Here is a 17,182-nt window from a genome sequence, read left to right as displayed (position 1 = left end):
TGCCTATCCCTCCCTTCGGGGAGGGGTGGGAATGGGATAACCGTCGCCATCCAGGCCGACACAGTCGGTGAGCTTTACACTTTCCACGCACTTCCCACTCTCCCCTCGCAATGAATTCAGCGACTTCCCGGCGGAATGCCAATTGCATCGTTCATCGCCCAATTGAGTAGCGGGGTTGATGGTTTTCGGTCTGATCCTGTAATGCCCATTGTCATTAATTCTTTCGCCCCGTCCACACGCGAGCCATGGTGAGACCGGGGGGATCCATGAGGAAGTCATGCATAGCAAGTCTTGCTGTCACCATTCACACCGCGACCCTGCTCTGTTTGCTCTCTTTTCCTGCTTCGTCGTCCGCTGTCAGTGTCCTCACCCAACACAACGATGCCGCCAGGACCGGACAGAATGTGAGCGAAACGGTCCTCACCACCGCCAATGTGAGTGTGAGCACCTTCGGGAAACTGTTCTCGCGCTCGGTTGACGGACAGATCTACGCCCAGCCGCTCTACCTCCCCAACGTCACCATCCAGGGTACCTCCCGCAACGTGGTCTTCGCGGCCACCATGCACAACAGCGTCTACGCCTTCGACGCCGACGACCCGGCCTCATCCTCCCCGCTTTGGCAGGTCAATCTCGGCACCCCGGTCCCCGCCACCGACATCAGCTCCTCCTACCTCGACATCACCCCCGAGATCGGGATCCTCGCCACCCCGGTCATCGATCCCGCCACCGGCACCATCTACGTGGTGGCCAAGACGAAGGACACCGCCACCGGCACCTATCACTTCCGGCTCCACGCCCTCGACGCCGCCTCGGGTGGGGAGAAGTTCGGCGGCCCGGTGGAGATCACCGCCCAGGTCAGGGGGAGCGGGGACGGGAGCTCGGGCGGCGTGGTCACCCTCGACCCGCTGCACCACCTGAACCGCCCGGGACTGCTCCTTTTGAACGGCACCGTCTACCTCGGCTTCGGCTCGGTAGGGGACATCTCTCCCTACCACGGCTGGGTACTCGCCTACAACGCCGGGACGCTGCAGCAGACGAGCGTCTTCAACGTCACCCCCAACGGGAGCCAGGGGGCCATCTGGCAGGCGGGGAAGGGACTCGCCGCCGACGCCGCCGGCAATATCTACCTCATGACCGGCAACGGGACCTTCGACGCCAACACCGGGGGGAGCGACTACGGGGACAGCGTCCTGAAGCTCTCCACCGCCTCCGGGCTCTCGGTGGCCGACTACTTCACCCCCTTCAACCAGGCGACCCTCAGTGCCAATGACGCCGACCTCGGCTCCGGTGGCCCGATGCTGATCCCCGGAAGCAACCTCATGGCCTGCATGGGGAAAGACGGCGTGATGCGGCTCATCGACACCCTCAACCTCGGGAAGTTCAGCTCGACCACCAACAACGACGTCCAGGAGTTCCAGGCGGTACCGTCGGGATCGATCTTCATGGGGGGGACGATCTACTGGAACAGCCCGGGCAGCGGGCCGTCGCTCTACGTCTGGGGGCCCAACGACTACCTCAAGCAGTACCGGTTTACCGGGAGCGCGCTGCAGACGACCCCGGTCTCCCAGAGCACCATGACCGAGTTCGGGGGGAGCTCCAACTCGGTGCCGCTGTCGCTTTCGGCCAACGGCAGCCTGGCGGGGAGCGGGATCGTCTGGGCCTCGGCGGCCTACCAGCAGGACCCCAACCAGCAGACGGTCCCGGGGATCCTGCGCGCCCTCGACGCCGGGAACCTCTCGGCCGAGCTCTGGAACAGCAAGCTCAACGCCGCGCGCGACGACGTCGGGAACTACGCCAAGTTCTCCCCGCCCACGGTCGCCAACGGCAAGGTCTACCTGGCGACCTTCTCCAACCAGCTGCACGCCTACGGGCTTTTGGGACTCACCGTCACCTCGAGCTATCTTGTGGCGGGGGTGGTAGGGGAGGGGTACAGCCAGGCGGTGGCCGCGGGGGGAGGGCAGACTCCCTACAGCTGGTCGGTGAGCGCCGGAACTCTTCCCGCCGGACTGACCCTCAACCCCACCACCGGGGTGATATCCGGAACGCCGGCCGCGGCCGGGACCTCCACCTTCACCGTCACGGTGCAGGATGCCGCCTTGGCGAGCGCCTCCAGGAACCTCAGCATCGGCATCTACGCCGTCGCCCCGACGCTCGCCATCGACGTCAACGTCTCCACCGATGCGGCCACCGCGGGGGCCACCATCACGTCGCCCACGGTCGCCACCTCCTCGGGAAACGAGCTTCTGGTTGCCTTCGTCGGGGCGAGCTCGCCGGGGACGGGCGCTAACACCTTCGTGCAGGGGATAGCCAATACCGGCGGCGCCCTGACCTGGAACCGGGCGGTGACCACCAATGCCCAGCAGGGAACCGCCGAGATCTGGTGGGCCTACGCCTCCGCTCCGCTGACCGGCACCGTCACCGCCACCTTGAGCCAGAGCGTCTCGTCGCGCTCGCTCACCGTGCTCACCTTCATTGGCGCCGACCTGCCGGGGGCCACCGCCGGCAACAGCCTCTCGGCGGGAGCCCCCACCGCCACCCTGACCACCACCCGGAACAACTCCTGGGTGTTCGGGACCGGCAACGACTGGACCTCGGCAACCGCACGCACGCCCGGAAGCGGCCAGGCGCTCATCCATCAGTTCGTCTCCTCCACCACTGCGGACACCTACTGGGTGCAGGACCAGACCGGCCTCACCCCGGCCTCCGGGACCGCGGTGACCATCAACGACACCTCGCCGACCGCGGACATGTTCAACCTGAGCCTAGTGGAGATCCGCCCCCTCGCCACCGCGGCCCCCGCCCTGGCCATCACCACGGGGGCCCTTCCAGGCGGCAGCGTGGGAACCCCCTACAGCCAGGCGATCAACGCCGCCGGGGGAAAGCCCCCCTACAGCTGGTCGATCAGCGCCGGGACCCTCCCTCCCGGACTCGCTATCGACGCCGGGAGCGGGACGGTCTCCGGGACCCCGACCGCGGCGGGGACCAGCAGTTTCACGGTGCGGGTGGTGGATGCCAGCCAGGCGTCGGCGACCCAGAGCTACAGCCTCACCGTCGCCTCCAATTCGGGGCTCGCGGTGGATGTCCGCGTCTCCACCGATACCGCCGCCGCGGGGAGCGCGATTACCTCGCCGACGGTGACCACCGCGGCGGCCAACGAGCTCCTGGTCGCCTTCGTCTCCGCCTCCGGCCCCACCACCGGCACCAACGCCACGGTGACCGGCGTCTCCAATACCGGCGGGGCGTTGACCTGGAGCCGGGCGGTGGTCACCAACGCCCAGCGCGGGACCGCCGAGATCTGGTGGGCCTATGCGACCGGCGCTTTGAGCGGGACGGTTACCGCCACCCTCAACCAGAGCGTCTCCTCGCGCTCGCTCACCGTGATGACCTTCACCGGGGCGGCGGCCGGTGCCGATGCCATCGGGGCGGTGGGGAGCGGCAGCGCTTCCTCGGGGGCACCCGCCGCCACGCTCACCACCACCCGGGCCAACTCCTGGGTCTTCGGAACCGGCAACGACTGGAGCGCGGCGGTCGCCAGGACCGTCGGCCCCGGCCAGTCGCTCGTCCACCAGTACCTCTCCACCGCCACCGGCGATACCTACTGGGTACAGAGCCAGTCGGCGGCCACCCCCAGCGCGGGGACCGCGGTGACCCTCAACGACACGGCCCCCTCCACCGACATGTACAACCTGAGCCTGGTGGAGATCCGGGTCCCCGCCGGGCCGCTGCCGCTCTCCATCACCACTGCCTCACTCGCCACCGGGACCGTGGGGGTCCCCTATCCGGGGCAGGCGATGGCCGCCACCGGCGGCTCGCCCCCCTACAGCTGGACGGCGGCCGGGCTTCCTCCCGGGCTTTCCATGACCAGCGGCGGATCGATCGGCGGGACGCCGTCCGCCGCCGGGACCTTCGCGGTCGCCATCCAGGTTACCGACAGCGCCCAGGGCTCCGCGGCGGCGACCCTGAACCTGACGGTATCGCTGGTGCCGCCGCTGGCCATTGATGCTTCGGTCTCCACCGATGCCCCCGGCACGGTGCGAAGCCTGGCGACCCCGACCCTGACCACCCACGCGGCCAACGAGCTCCTGGTCGCCTTCGTCACGGCGAGTGCTCCTGCCACCGGGACCAACACCTCGGTCACCGGGATAACCAACAGCGGGACGCCGCTCACCTGGAGCCGCGCGGTGATCACCAACGGGCAGCGGGGGACGGCGGAGATCTGGTGGGCGTATGCCCCCTCCACGCTGAGCGGGACGGTCACCGCCTCCCTGAGCAGAAACGTCTCCTCCGGGTCGTTGACCGTGCTTTCCTTCACCGGAACCGCCAGCGGGGCCTCGGCGATCGGGGCGGTAGGGAGCGGAAATTCACTGTCGGGGGCGCCGACGGCTTCGCTCGTGACCACCAGGGCCAATTCGTGGGTGTTCGGCACCGGGAACGACTGGAGCGCGGCCATCGGCCGCACGGTGGGAGCCAACCAGACGATGGTGCATCAGTTCCTGTCCAACGGGACCGGAGACACCTATTGGGTGCAGAGCCAGTCGGCGGCGACGCCGCTGGCCGGGAGCACGGTGACCATCAACGACACGGCGCCAACCGGCGACCGGTACAACCTCAGTATCGTAGAGATCAGGACGCGGTGAGGGAGGGAAAAGGGGATCCCTCCGGAGGCACTGCTATCCGGAGGGGGGCGGCGGCTCTTGCCGGTGGCGGGGGGACGGGAAGGGGACCGATTTTGCGGGGATATCGATAAAACCGTTGAAATTGATCTGTAAGGACGGTAATATCCCCCCGTTGTCCCTCACGTTAAGGTTTGTTTTGCGGTGCCCCCGGCGCACCCTGTTATCGATTGTGTGAAGGAGGTTTCATGGCGTACATGCAATGGCAGGACTCGTTTTCGGTGAAGGTGAAGGAGCTCGACGACCAGCACAAGGTGCTTCTCGGCATGGTCAATACCCTCCACGACGCCATGCTGGCCAACAAGGGGCGCGAGGTCCAGAAGAAGATTATCTACGAGATGGTCGACTACGCGACCATCCACTTCTCCACCGAAGAGCGCTACATGCGGCGCTTCAATTACCCCGAGTACCCGACCCACAAGCTCGAGCACGACGACTTCACCACCAAGGCTCTCGACCTCAAGAACCGCGCGGACGAGGACGGTTTCATCCTGACCCTGGAGGTACTCTCCTTCCTCAAGGACTGGCTGCAAAACCACATCCTCGGCACCGACTCCAGCTATTCCCGGCTTTTCAACTCTCACGGGCTCTGCTGATTTTTCCTAATTTCTGTATGACGAACGGGGCGGTCTCTACCTGAATCGAGGCCGCCCCGTTTCCCTTCTTTCTTGCCGTTTTCATTACCCTTTCCCGCCCGATACGTCTCTCTCATCTCCCCGGCTCGAACTGTGCCGCACCTTCCTTCCCGTTATTGATTCATAAATCCGAATTTGACAATACTGTTGCTCTGCCGGTAGATTTATTGTAAGGCATATGCCCACTTCATCACAGACAGAATCTTAGCTCATCAGAATAAGTCTGAGACTTCCGCGCCGCGTCAAGTTGATTCCAAGCAGTTTCCAGGGGGAAAGGATGGGCGTCCAGCCTGCCGGCCGCAACCCGGGGAGCGGGAACGACCCGCTTCCCGGTGTCGGGTGGGAAGGGGTGGTCGATACCCTCCCCGATCCCGTCGCCATCATCGACAACCAATCCCGCATCGTCATGGTCAACCGTGTCCTGGCCCGGCGTCTTGGCGGAGATCCCGGGGATTTCCGGGGAGCGCTCTGCCGCGAGCTTCTCCACGGCCCGCAGTATGCTCCGGAGGATTGTCCTCACCAGCGCACCCTCGCGGACGGGCGTGAGCACCGGTGCGAGAGGACCCTGGAGCGGCTGGGGGGGACCTTTCTGATCGTCAGCATCCCGATCCTCGACGGCAACGGGAGGATGGCCGCCTCGCTCCACCTGCTCAAGGACATCAGCGGCGACGTGGAGAAGGAGCGGGAGTACCGCCAGCGCGAGACGGCCCTGGAGTGGCACGTGGCGGCGCGTACGAGCGAGCTGGAGAAGCTGAACGAGCTCCTGGTGGAGGAGATCGGCCGGCGCAGGGCGGTCGCCGAGGCGCTCCAGGCGAGCGAGGAGCGCTACCGGAAGGTGGTCGAGGACCAGACCGAGGTCATCAGCCGTTACCTCCCGGACGGAACCTACACCTTCGTCAACGAGACCTTCTGCCGTTTCTTCGGCAAGTCCCGCGAGGAGCTGGAAGGGCATCCCTGGATGCCGGACGCCTACCCGGAGGACCTCCCCATGGTGCTGGAGCGCCTGAGCGCCCTGTCTCCCGGAAACCCGGTGGTGACGGTAGAGAACCGGGTCTACGCGGGGAGCGGCGAGGTCCGCTGGATGCAGTTCGTCAACCGGGGGATCTTCGACGGGGAGGGAAGGCTGGTGGAAACCCAGGGGGTAGGGCGCGACATTACCGACCGCAAACGGATGGAGAGCTCGCTCCGGAACCTTTCGCGGCGGCTCGTGGAGATCGACGAGGATACCAGGAAAAAGCTCGCCGCCGAGATCCACGACGAGATGGGGAGGGATCTCACCACCCTGGGGCTCCACTGGGCGCTCATGAAGGAGATGCTCCCGGAGGATTCCCGCAGGATGCTGGGAAGCCGACTGGACGACGCCACCCTCCTCCTCAAGAATCTCACCCGCACCCTGCGCACCATGATGGTGAACCTGAGACCGCCGGTCCTCGACGACTACGGCCTGAAGGTCGCCCTCACCTGGTACGCCGAGTTCTTTTCGGAGAAGAGCGGGGTTCCCATCTCGGTACTCTGTGCCGACCCCTTCCCGCGCCTTACCCAGGAGTGCGAGACTGCGCTTTTCCGCATCGCCCAGGAGGCGCTCACCAACGCCGCCAAGCACGCGGAGGCGGGGATGGTCACGGTCACCTTAGGGTGCGAAAAGGGGATGCTCACGCTTTCGGTGGTGGACGACGGCAAGGGATTCTCGCTGGCGGCTCCCCCCAAGAGGGAAGGGGGCGGGTGGGGGACCACCATCATGAGAGAACGGGCCATGACCATCGGCGGGCGTTTCCGCATGGAAGCGTTTCCCGGCGAGGGGTGCTCGGTGACCGTCGAGCTGGAGGAGAGTGCATGCCGATAACGCTGCTTTTGGCCGACGACCACGCCGTGGTGCGGGACGGCCTCCGGATGATCCTGGACGCCCAGGAGGACCTCAAGGTGGTCGGCATGGCCGCCGACGGCCGCTCCGCGGTCAGGGAAGCGATGGACTTAAAACCCGACGTCGTGGTGATGGACATCGCCATGCCGGGGCTCAACGGCATCGAGGCCGCCTCGATCATCTCCCGGCAGCTCCCCTCCACCTACGTCCTCATCCTCACCATGCACCACACCTCCGAGCACGTCCACCGCGCGCTCCAGGCCGGCGCCCGCGGCTATCTGCTCAAGGAGTCCGCCGGGGAGGAGCTCCTCACCGCGGTGCGGGCGGTCGGGAGGGGGCGCCGCTACTACGGTTCCGAGGTGCCGGTCGCCCGGGAGGCCAGTCCGCTGGAGAGCCTCAGCCAGCGCGAGCGCGAGGTGCTGCAACTGGTCGCCGAGGGGAAATCGAGCGCCACCATCGCCACTACCCTCTCGCTTTCCGCCAAGACCGTGGAGACGTACCGCAGCCGGATCATGGAGAAGCTCCGGGTGCCCAACATGGCCTCGCTGATCAAGTTCGCCCTCCAGCACGGAGTGACCGCGGCTGAATGAGCGAGATGCGCCCCGCCGCGGTTCGCCCTCCGGCCGGCTCCCATCCCTCTTTCTTGCGGCTAATGCCGCCCGGGCCGAAACATTGCCGAGAAATCAAACTTTCCCGACAGAATCCTCCGGCCGATTTTTGTACAAGTTAACTAGGCTCGTCCAGCTACGCTAACCGCTGAGACAGTACTTCCCGTTCCTAGATAGTACAGGAATCGTTTTCCATGCCCGGCGAACCAAAGCGCACACACTCCTCCCCGAAGCAGGCCGCACGCAACATCGTGCTGGCGTACGCGCTCCTCTCCGCCGGGTGGATACTTTCCTCGGACAACCTGGTCGCCCTGATCGCCGGCAGCGAGCAGGCCATGGTCCGGCTCTCCATCCTCAAGGGGTGGCTGTTCGTCGCCCTCACCTCCTTTCTCCTGTACCACCTCATCCTCAACCACCTCCGCGACCGGGAGGAGAGCCACCGGGAATCTTCCCTAAGCGACGACCGCTTCTCCACCATCTTCCGGGGAAGCCCGATCGCCATCGGCATCAGCATCGCCGAGGACGGCCGCCTGTTGGACGTCAACCCGACTTGGCTGGAGATGCTCGGCTACCTACGGGAGGAGGTGATCGGCCGCAGCTCCTCCGAGCTCGCCATCTACGTCAACGGCCGCGACCGGGAGGGGGCGATCCGGGAGCTCAGGAGGACCGGCCGGGTACGAAACCGCGAGGTGAAGCTCAGGAGAAAGTCGGGAGAGGTGATCGACACCCTCTGTTCTACCGAGATGATCGTGATCGGCAAGGACGTCTGCCTTTTGGCGATGATCTCCGACGTCACGGAAAGGAAGCGGGCGGAGGAGGAGCTCCGGGCCCGGGAGGAGATCTACCGCGACCTCGTGCAAAACGCCAACAGCGCCATCGTCAGGTGGAGCCGTGACGGCTCCATCACCTTCTTCAACGAGTTCGCGGAGAGGTTCTTCGGCTACCGGGCCGAGGAGGCGGTGGGGCAGCCGGTCGCCATGCTGGTCCCGGCGGGGGATTGCGGCGGGGGAGGGGAGCTCTCGGGGTTGATCGGCGACATCCTCGCCCATCCCGACCGCTACGCGAACAACGTCAACGAGAACGTCCGCCGGGACGGGCGCCGGGTCTGGATGACCTGGACCAACACCCCGATCCTGGACCAAAAGGGGGAGCTCACCGAGATCCTGGCGGTGGGAAGCGACGTCACCGACCTGAAGAGGGCCGAGGAGCGCCTCCGGGAGAACGAGGAGCGCTACCAGACCCTCATCAACACCGCTATCGAAGGGTTCTGCTCCGTGAACCAGGAGGGGAGGATCCTGGAGGTGAACGACGCCTACTGTGCCATGGCCGGCTACTCCCGCGACGAAATCCTCGCCATGTCCATCGCCGACCTCGACTGCAGCGAGTCGGGCGAGGAGGTGCAAAGGCACGTGGCGAGCGTGGTGGCGGAGGGGTGCGACCGCTTCGAGAGCCGGCACCGCTGCCGCGACGGAAGCGAGATCGAGGTCGAGGTGAGCACCGTCCATCTCCCCAACCAGGGGATCTTCCTCTGCTTCATCCACGACATCACCCAGAGAAAGCGGAGCGAGGAGCGGATCGAGCACCTGAACCGGGTGCTGCGCGCGGTGCGCACGGTGGACCAGCTGATCGTCAGGGAGCGGGACGCCGGCCGCTTCATCGCCGAGACCTGCGAGCTTTTGGTCGAGCACCGCGGCTTCCGGGGGGGGATGATCATCCTCACCGGCCGGGACGGCCGTCCGTCCGCCTACGCCCAGGCGGGGTTCCGCGAGGACTTCACCCCTTTGGCCCGGCTGATCGAGGAGGGGAAGCTCCCCCCCTGCTGCTGCAGGGCCATGGAGGAGGGGGAGCCGCTGCTGGCGCCCCGGGTGGCCGGGCTCTGCGACGGCTGTCCGATCTCCTCCCCGGAAAATACGTGCGAGACCATGTGCGTCCGGCTCACCCACAATGCCATCCTCTACGGTTTCATGGCGGTGGTGCTCGACGACGGGCAGGGGTGCGACCAGGAGGAGGTGGCGCTCTTCGGCGAGCTGGCGAGCGACGTCGCCTTCGCCCTTTACACCTTCGACCAGGCGCAGGCCATGCAGACCGTGCAGGCCGAGCGGGACCGCTTCGAGGCGGAGCTTCGCCAGGCGCAGAAGATGGATGCCATCGGGCAGTTGGCCGGCGGCATCGCCCACGACTTCAACAACATGCTGAGCGTGATCCTCGGGGTGAGCAACCTGGCCCTGGAGCGGCTCACCCCGCAGGATCCCCTCTACCGCGAGCTTTTGCAGATCGAGCGGGCCGGCCAGCGCTCCGCCGACCTCACCCGCCAGCTTTTGGCCTTCTCCCGCAAGCAGGGGCGGCAGCCGGAGGTGGTCAACCTCAACCGGGTGATCGACTACCAGCGCAGCATGCTCTCCCGCCTGATCGGGGAGGAGATCCGCATCGTCTTCCAGCCGGCCCCCTCCCTCTGGAACATCAAGATCGACCCCTCCCAGATGGACCAGATCCTCACCAACCTCGCCGTCAACGCCCGCGACGCCATCGGCGGGGTGGGGTCCATCACGCTGGCCACCGGCAACGCCACCATCGACGGGGAAGCGGCCAGGATCCTCGGGCTTAGCGGCGGGGAGTACGTGAGGCTCGCCATCAGCGACACCGGGAGCGGAATCGACAAGGTGGTGCTGGAGCGGATCTTCGAACCGTTTTTCACCACCAAGGGAAAGGGGAAGGGGACCGGCCTCGGGCTTTCCACCGTCTACGGCATCGTCAAGCAGAACGAGGGGGGGATCTCGGTGGAGAGCGTGCCCGGGCGGGGAACCACCTTCATCGTCCATTTCCCCCGCTGCCTGGAGGAGGAGATCCCCCTGGAAGGGGTGACCGCCGGCGTCCCGCTCAGGGGGACCGAGACGGTGCTGGTCGTGGAGGACGAGGAGCAGGTCGTCTCCCTCATCGGCACCATCCTGGAGAGCCACGGCTACACGGTGCTGACCGCCCTCTCCGCGGAGGAGGCCATGGAGTGTTGCCGCAGCCACCCGGACGAGATTCATCTCCTTCTGGCCGACGTGGTGATGCCGACCATGAACGGCCGCGAGCTCCAGGCCCGCGTCGAGGAGATCAGGCCGGCTATCCGCACCCTCTTCATGTCCGGCTACACCGCCGACATCGTCGCCGGCCGCGGGGTGATCCGCGAGGGGGCCGGCTTCCTCTCCAAACCGTTCACCGCCACCCTCCTCACCAAGAAGGTGCGGGAGGTGCTGGATGACCGATAACACTTTGCTTTTTAGGCACTAAACTGCTAGCATTCCGCTCCGTGAAACCGCCATTTTCTGGCAGTGGCCGTTCCGGCAGCGCTAGAGAAAAGGCCGCCCCTCAAGGAGGTTGTGGATGCACTCCGGCCATATGACCGGTAACTACATGGAGCACGGCTACTGCCTGAACTGGGAGCCGGGACTGCTCGCCCTGCACGTCGGTTCCGACATCGTCACCGGCATCGCCTACTATTCGATCCCGCTCGCCATGTTCTACTTCGCCTATCGGCGGCGCGATCTTCCCTTCTACGGCATCTTTCTGATGTTTGCCGCCTTCATCCTCTCCTGTGGGACCACCCACCTGATGGGGGCCTACACCATCTACCGCCCCGACTACTGGATCGAGGGGGTGCTCAAGGCGCTCACCGCAGGCATTTCGGCGGTTACCGCCATCGCCTTCATCCCCCGCATCCCCCAGGCGATCTCCTTCCCGAGCATCCTCGCCACCATGGAGGAGGTCAAGGCCCTCAACGAGGAGCTCTCGGCCACCAACGCCAAGCTCCAGATGGCGACCTTCTCCCTGGAGCGGGTCTTCACCCCGGTTTACTGGTTCGCCTCCGACGGCCGCATCCTGCACGCCAACCAGGCGGCTTCGGAGTTCCTGGGATACCCCCTCGAGAAGGTGCTGCAGATGACGGTGACCGATCTCAACCCCGACCTTTCCCTGGAGAGCTGGCCCCATTTCTGGGACGAGCTGAAGGCGAACGGGTCGCTGCGGCGCGAGGGGAAGCACCTGACGAGCGACGGCAGGCTCATCGACGTGGAGATCTCCGGCAACTACATCTGCTACGAGGGAGAAGAGCACTACTGCTCCATCGTGCGGGACATCACCGACCGCAAGCGCGCCGAGGCCGAGCAGTTGGCCAACGTCCAGCTGGAGAAGCAGCTCATGCAGGCCCAGAAGCTGGAGAGCCTGGGGATTCTCGCCGGCGGCATCGCCCACGATTTCAACAACATACTGATGGCCATCATCGGCAACGCCGACTTGGCACTCAGGAAGGTCCCCAAGGAGTCGCCGGTCTGCGACAACCTGGCGGAGATCAACCGCTCGGCCGGGCGGGCCGCCGACCTCGCCCGCCAGATGCTCGCCTACTCGGGGAAGGGGAAGTTCGTGGTGGAGAGCATCGATCTCAACCGACTGGTCGACGAGATGCTCCACATGCTGAAGGTCTCCATCTCCAAGATGGCGGTGCTCCGCTTCAACCCCGGCGCCGGTCTCCCCACCATGGAGGCGGACGCCACCCAGATCCGCCAGGTCATCATGAACCTGATCATCAATGCCTCGGAAGCGATCGGGGAGCGGAGCGGGGTGGTTGCCATCAATACCGGCTGGATGGAGTGCGACCGGGACTACCTGGTGAACAACTGGATGGACGAGGGGATCGCCGAGGGGAGCTACGTCTTCCTCGAGATCTGCGACACCGGCTGCGGGATGGACGAGGCGACCAAGGCCAAGGTCTTCGACCCCTTCTTCACCACCAAGTTCACCGGCCGCGGGCTCGGGATGGCCGCCGTGCAGGGGATCGTGCGCGGGCACAAAGGCTCCATCAGGGTCTACAGCGAGCTGGGGAAGGGGACCACCTTCAAGCTCCTCTTCCCGGCGAGCGGCAAGCCGGCCGAGCTCTTAACCGAGGGCCCGGAAGAGGACGGGTGGCGGGGGAGCGGGACGGTGCTCCTGGTGGACGACGAGGAGACGGTGCGGGCGACCGGCGGGAAGATGCTGCGGGAGCTCGGGTTCGAGGTGGCCACCGCCTGCGACGGCCGCGAGGCGCTGGAACGCTTCCGCCTGGCCGGAAACGTAACGCTGGTGGTCCTCGACCTGACCATGCCGCACATGGACGGCGAACGCTGCTTCCGTGAGCTGAAGGCGCTCGACCCGGGGGTAAAGGTGATCATGTCCAGCGGCTACAACGAGCAGGACGTCACCCAGAAATTCGTCGGCAAGGGGCTCGCCGGCTTCATCCAGAAACCGTACAAGCTCTCCGATCTGAAAAAGGTCATCCGGGAGACCGTCTGACCCCGGCTGGGCGTTAACGGGGGGGCCTGGATGCCCCCCCTCCTAAGCCTGGGGCTGGGCGGCCAGCAGCTCCTCGAGCGCCTCTTCGATCATTCCCACCTCACCCTCGTTGTTCTCGATCAGCCTCCTCAGTACCGGCTCCAATCCCGGATCGTTGCCGGACTGGAGGACCCCCCGGCGGTAACGCGCCAGCAGCGACTCGAACTTGATGGCCACCTTGAGGGTCTGCACCCGGGAGAGGCTCACCTCGCCGATCTCCTCGAAGAGCCCTTCCACCTTTCTGAGCACGGTATTGAAGGCATCCCTGGCTGCCTGGAACTCCTTGAGCGCCTGCTCCAGCCTCTCGATATGCCGGTCGTCGTTGGACATCATCGCCTGCAAAAGCCGCTGGAGCGCTTCATCCTTGCAAAGGACGACCGAGGTGGAGTGAAAGCTCGTCAGGTGGTTTTCGACCCTGACCGCTATCTGGAGGGCCAGGTCAGGCGGTACGAACTCGTTCCTTACCCGGGCGAGGAGGAGCTCCAGGTCCCCCAGCACGGAGTCGGCATCCCCTACCTCGACGGTGATCCCGGCGATGCTCCCCCCCTTCATGCGGGAGAGGAGGTTGAATTGGGAGGCGTGCTGTACCTCGTCTTCCGCCGTACTGAACCAAAGCGCCTGCAGCTTGGGATATTCCGCATGCATGTGGGCAAAGACCCGGTAGATTTCGGCACAGGTAGTTTCGATCCTTTCACAACGGTCGAGCACTACCTTCATTTCCAGGGAAAGCGGCTGGACCGCATTGTTATCTTTTAGGGATGATCTCACTCGGAGTGCCTCCTTTTTCTATCTACGTTTCGGTAAAAACCTTTCTCGGCTTGAGTAAAATGCCCGGTACCCCCGGATTTTGTCCAGTATAAAATGTTCCGTTGCCGCTTGTTCAATGAAGGAGCGGCGAGGGAAAGGCGAGGGGGGGGAGGACACTGAAAGTGATGGTATAGTTTCCAGGTATCCAGAAGGGGAGGGGACCATGGAGATGAACGAGGTGGCGGCCAACGGAAGTGACCCGAAGAGCGTGATCGCAACCCTTTTGTCGCTGGGAGAGATCGACACCCTTTTCCGCGACCTTTACCTGGACCGGGCCCGCGAGCTCCTTTCCCGGGCGATGACCCCGGAGAGGTATCGCGGACTGTTCCGGATGGAGAACGAGCTGAACCTCCTCCCCAACAGGATCGAGAACGCCATGATGCAGGGAAACTGGAGCTCGGTGCAGGAGATGAGCCGGGAGCTGCAGACCATGAAGCAGGAGGTGGAGAGCGACGCCCCGCTGCTGGCCCTGGCGAAAAGCGTCTACCGGGAAAACTGGTTTCCCCTCGACCCCTTCTCGCAGGGGATGGCGGCCTTGGCGGGAAGGGCCCTGAAGGAGCTCCCAGCCCTGCGGGAGCGGGGAATGGCGGATCTGGAAACGCTCGCGAAAAACGACCCCGAGTGCAGGGATTTCTACTTCGAGAGGCGGCTCGCTTTCGCCGAGGAGAGCTCGACGGCGGTGATCCGGCCTGCTTCGGTCTTCAAAGCGGCGGCCTCACCGGAACTCCTCCGCCAGGAGGCTCACGAAGCGCTCGAGAAGGGGAATTTCGACAAGCTGACCGAGCTGGCCGGCTCCCTCTCCGGCGGCGGGACGAGCACAGGCGCCGCGGCCGGCGGCGGCGAAACCGGCAAGGTCCGCAGCGAGGCCTACCGCTACGACTTTCCCGCCCAAGTGCTCAGGCGGGCCCAGGAGCTGGGCTTTGCCCGTTTCCACGTCGAATCCCACACCCAGCAGTACCTGAAGCTCCTTCCGCACATCTGGAGCCCGACCTTCGCCGGGGAGGAGAGCGAGCAGGGGAGGGCGCTGCGGCTCTCCTCGCTGCCGCTCCCTGCCGACGTCCCCCAGGCGCTCAGGAGCCGGGTCGAGCTCTTCGTGCTGCACCCGCTGGTCAACTCCTGCGGGATCCGCTACCTCCCCTGCATTGCCGAGGAGGACGGGCTGGTCGAGGATTTCGAGGAACCGGCGGCGGGGAGCACCCTGCCGGTGACGCCGCTTCTGGAGGCGCTCGGCCTGAAGCGGCGCGACTCGCTGACCCGCCAGCAGATCGAGGCGGTACTCGCCGAGCGGGGAGGAACGTGTGTGAAGGATCTCCTCGGGCTGGATCCGGCCCGCTTCCGGCTGGTCTGCATCCCCTCCGATCTCCACACCCGGATCGGCAGAGAGCGCGGGTGGGGGAGCCAGGAGATCTGGACCCACTTCGACGGCTACATGCTGGGGAGCGACGGCAAGCTGCGTGCACTGGCAGGGGGGGACGTCCGTTTCGGCGGGATCTACGACATGGTCTGCATCGGTCCCAACTACGAATCCGACCGTATCATCCTCCGTCTGGCCGTCGTCCAGCGCCGCCGCTTCGAGCGCCTGCAGATCGAGGGGTAATCGCTTCTTCAGGCTGAAAGATTCTCTCGATTCTCTTCTCTCCGAGTGGTACTCTGCGGCGGTTGTGAAAATCTGCTACCTCCCGTAAAGGTTTCCATGTTCAAGCACGTCCCGCGCCTGCTCAAGCTGGCAGGCCCCATGATACTTTCCACCTCGACCATCACCCTCATGCAGATCATCGACGCCATCGTCCTTTCCCGGCACTCCAGCCAGGCGGTGGCGGCGATCGGTCCGGCGGGGATGGCGGTCATCCTCTTCCAGGGCTTTCTGTTCGGCACCGCCGGCTACGCGGGGACTTTTGTCGCCCACAACCACGGAAGCGCCGATGCCGAAGGGGTCCGCGCCTCGGCCTGGCTCGGCATCCACACCGCGCTTCTCTCCGGCATCGCCGCCCTTTTGCTGGCCTGGCCCATCGCGCAGCTATTCCTTCTGACCGGCCACCAGCCGGAGGTGGCCCGGGACGAGATCGCCTACTTCTGGATCTGCATGGTGGGCTCCTTCTTCCCGGTCATCTGTTCCGCGCTGGCCGGATGGCTCTCGGGCATCGGCCGCCCCGTGGTGGTCACCGCCGTCACCTTCGTCTCCTTTGCCGTCAATGCGCTGCTCGCCTGGGGGCTGGTGCTCGGCGAATGGGGCTGCCCGCGCCTGGGGATCTCCGGCGCCGCCATAGCCACCGTCGCCGCCCAGGCGGTCTCCGCCCTTCTCTACACCCTCATCTTCGTCCGCGCCGGGGGCTTCTCGGACAGAAAGGCGCGCGCCTTCAACTGGGTGGAGTACCGGCACTTCCTCTCCTTGGCCGCCCCCATGGGGCTTCGCATCAGCGGAGAACTGATCGCCTGGACCCTCTTTCTGGTGGTGGTCGGGAGGCTGGGAACCGCCGAGCTTGCCGCCTCCAGCATCGCCTTCCGGATCAACGGCGCCGCCTTCTTCCCGGCCCTCGGGCTTGGCCAGGCCGCGGGCATCCTGGTGGGGCACGCGCGCGGGGCGGGACGCGACGAGGAGGTCCCGGAGATCGCCCTGCAGGCGCTGGTGGTCTGCGAGGGGTGGATGGCGAGCATGGCAGTCGTTTTCGCCACCCTTTCGGCTCCGCTTTTCTCCTTCTTTGCCGGAAGTGGGGCGGAAGGCGCAGCCATCGTCGAGACGGGGGCCGTGATCATGAAGTTCGTCGCCTTCTACTGTCTGTTCGACGCCGCCAACGTTATATTGGGCTGTATCCTGGCCTCCGCCGGGGACACCCACTGGACCGCCCGCAGTTTCCTGGTCAGCTCCTCCTTTTTCCTCGCCGCCCTCTGGGCGATAGGGCATCTCGCCCCGAGCCTGGAAGCCGAATGGGGGCTCGCCACCTTCTACGTGCTGGTCACCGCGGTCATCTGGTCGCTCCGGTTTCGCACCGGCGCCTGGCGCGGGATCCAGGTGCTTCTGGACGGCACCGGCCAGGAACGCCCCGCCTGACGTACTGCCTGACGCACTGCCGGCTGGCTGTCTGACTGACTGCTGCCGACTGTCAGACAGGTCAGACAGGTCAGACAGGTCAGACAGGTCAGACAGGTCAGACAGGTCAGACAGGTCAGTCCTGGCTGAGGGCAGCCTGAATGATTGCCTTTAGCTGAGACTTTGTTATCATTACGCCTTATTCCCCGGCAAGCTGTCAA

9 protein-coding genes are annotated in these 17,182 nt (G+C 65.4%); 8 read left to right on the top strand and 1 reads right to left on the bottom strand.

From position 1 onward, the window contains the following. Positions 1-404 precede the first annotated feature (404 nt). The 6 genes from L4X63_RS21680 (at position 405) to L4X63_RS21655 (ending at position 13,087) form a co-directional block, all read left to right on the top strand. Positions 405-4,637 (top strand): beta strand repeat-containing protein, encoded by a 4,233-nt coding sequence (locus tag L4X63_RS21680; protein ID WP_350339209.1) that lies wholly within the window; start codon positions 405-407, stop codon positions 4,635-4,637. Positions 4,638-4,861: 224 nt separating this feature from the next. Continuing rightward, a complete protein-coding gene (locus tag L4X63_RS21675; RefSeq protein ID WP_250680757.1) occupies positions 4,862-5,269 on the top strand; it encodes a bacteriohemerythrin in 408 nt (135 codons plus the stop codon). 316 nt (positions 5,270-5,585) lie between these two features. Beyond that, complete coding sequence (locus L4X63_RS21670; protein ID WP_250680756.1) at positions 5,586-7,151, top strand: PAS domain-containing sensor histidine kinase; 1,566 nt, start codon at positions 5,586-5,588, stop codon at positions 7,149-7,151. Beyond that, entirely contained in the window at positions 7,142-7,759 is a 618-nt protein-coding gene (locus tag L4X63_RS21665; protein WP_250680755.1) for a response regulator, read from the top strand. Before L4X63_RS21670 ends, L4X63_RS21665 begins: the two co-directional genes overlap by 10 nt. 212 nt (positions 7,760-7,971) lie before the next feature. Continuing rightward, positions 7,972-11,031, top strand: coding sequence for a PAS domain S-box protein (locus L4X63_RS21660; RefSeq protein ID WP_250680754.1), 3,060 nt, complete (start codon positions 7,972-7,974; stop codon positions 11,029-11,031). Positions 11,032-11,146: 115 nt separating this feature from the next. Further along, positions 11,147-13,087 (top strand): hybrid sensor histidine kinase/response regulator, encoded by a 1,941-nt coding sequence (locus L4X63_RS21655; protein ID WP_250680753.1) that lies wholly within the window; start codon positions 11,147-11,149, stop codon positions 13,085-13,087. Positions 13,088-13,129: 42 nt separating this feature from the next. Here the strand turns inward: L4X63_RS21655 and L4X63_RS21650 are convergent, their stop codons facing one another. Continuing rightward, positions 13,130-13,894, bottom strand: a complete 765-nt coding sequence (locus L4X63_RS21650; protein ID WP_250680752.1) for a hypothetical protein — start codon at positions 13,892-13,894, stop codon at positions 13,130-13,132. 202 nt (positions 13,895-14,096) lie between these two features. Here L4X63_RS21650 and L4X63_RS21645 point away from each other — a divergent pair, with 202 nt between their 5' ends. Together L4X63_RS21645 and L4X63_RS21640 are read left to right on the top strand one after the other, a co-directional pair. After that, on the top strand, positions 14,097-15,530 hold the full coding sequence (locus tag L4X63_RS21645) for a hypothetical protein (protein ID WP_250680751.1): 1,434 nt from the start codon (positions 14,097-14,099) through the stop codon (positions 15,528-15,530). A 96-nt stretch (positions 15,531-15,626) separates the two neighbouring features. After that, positions 15,627-16,982, top strand: a complete 1,356-nt coding sequence (locus L4X63_RS21640) for an MATE family efflux transporter (protein WP_250680750.1) — start codon at positions 15,627-15,629, stop codon at positions 16,980-16,982. Positions 16,983-17,182: the final 200 nt, after the last annotated feature.

It is taken from the genome of Geomonas sp. Red32 (assembly GCF_023652955.1).
Lineage (GTDB): Bacteria > Desulfobacterota > Desulfuromonadia > Geobacterales > Geobacteraceae > Geomonas.
This window is presented reverse-complemented; position numbering and strand designations above follow the sequence as displayed.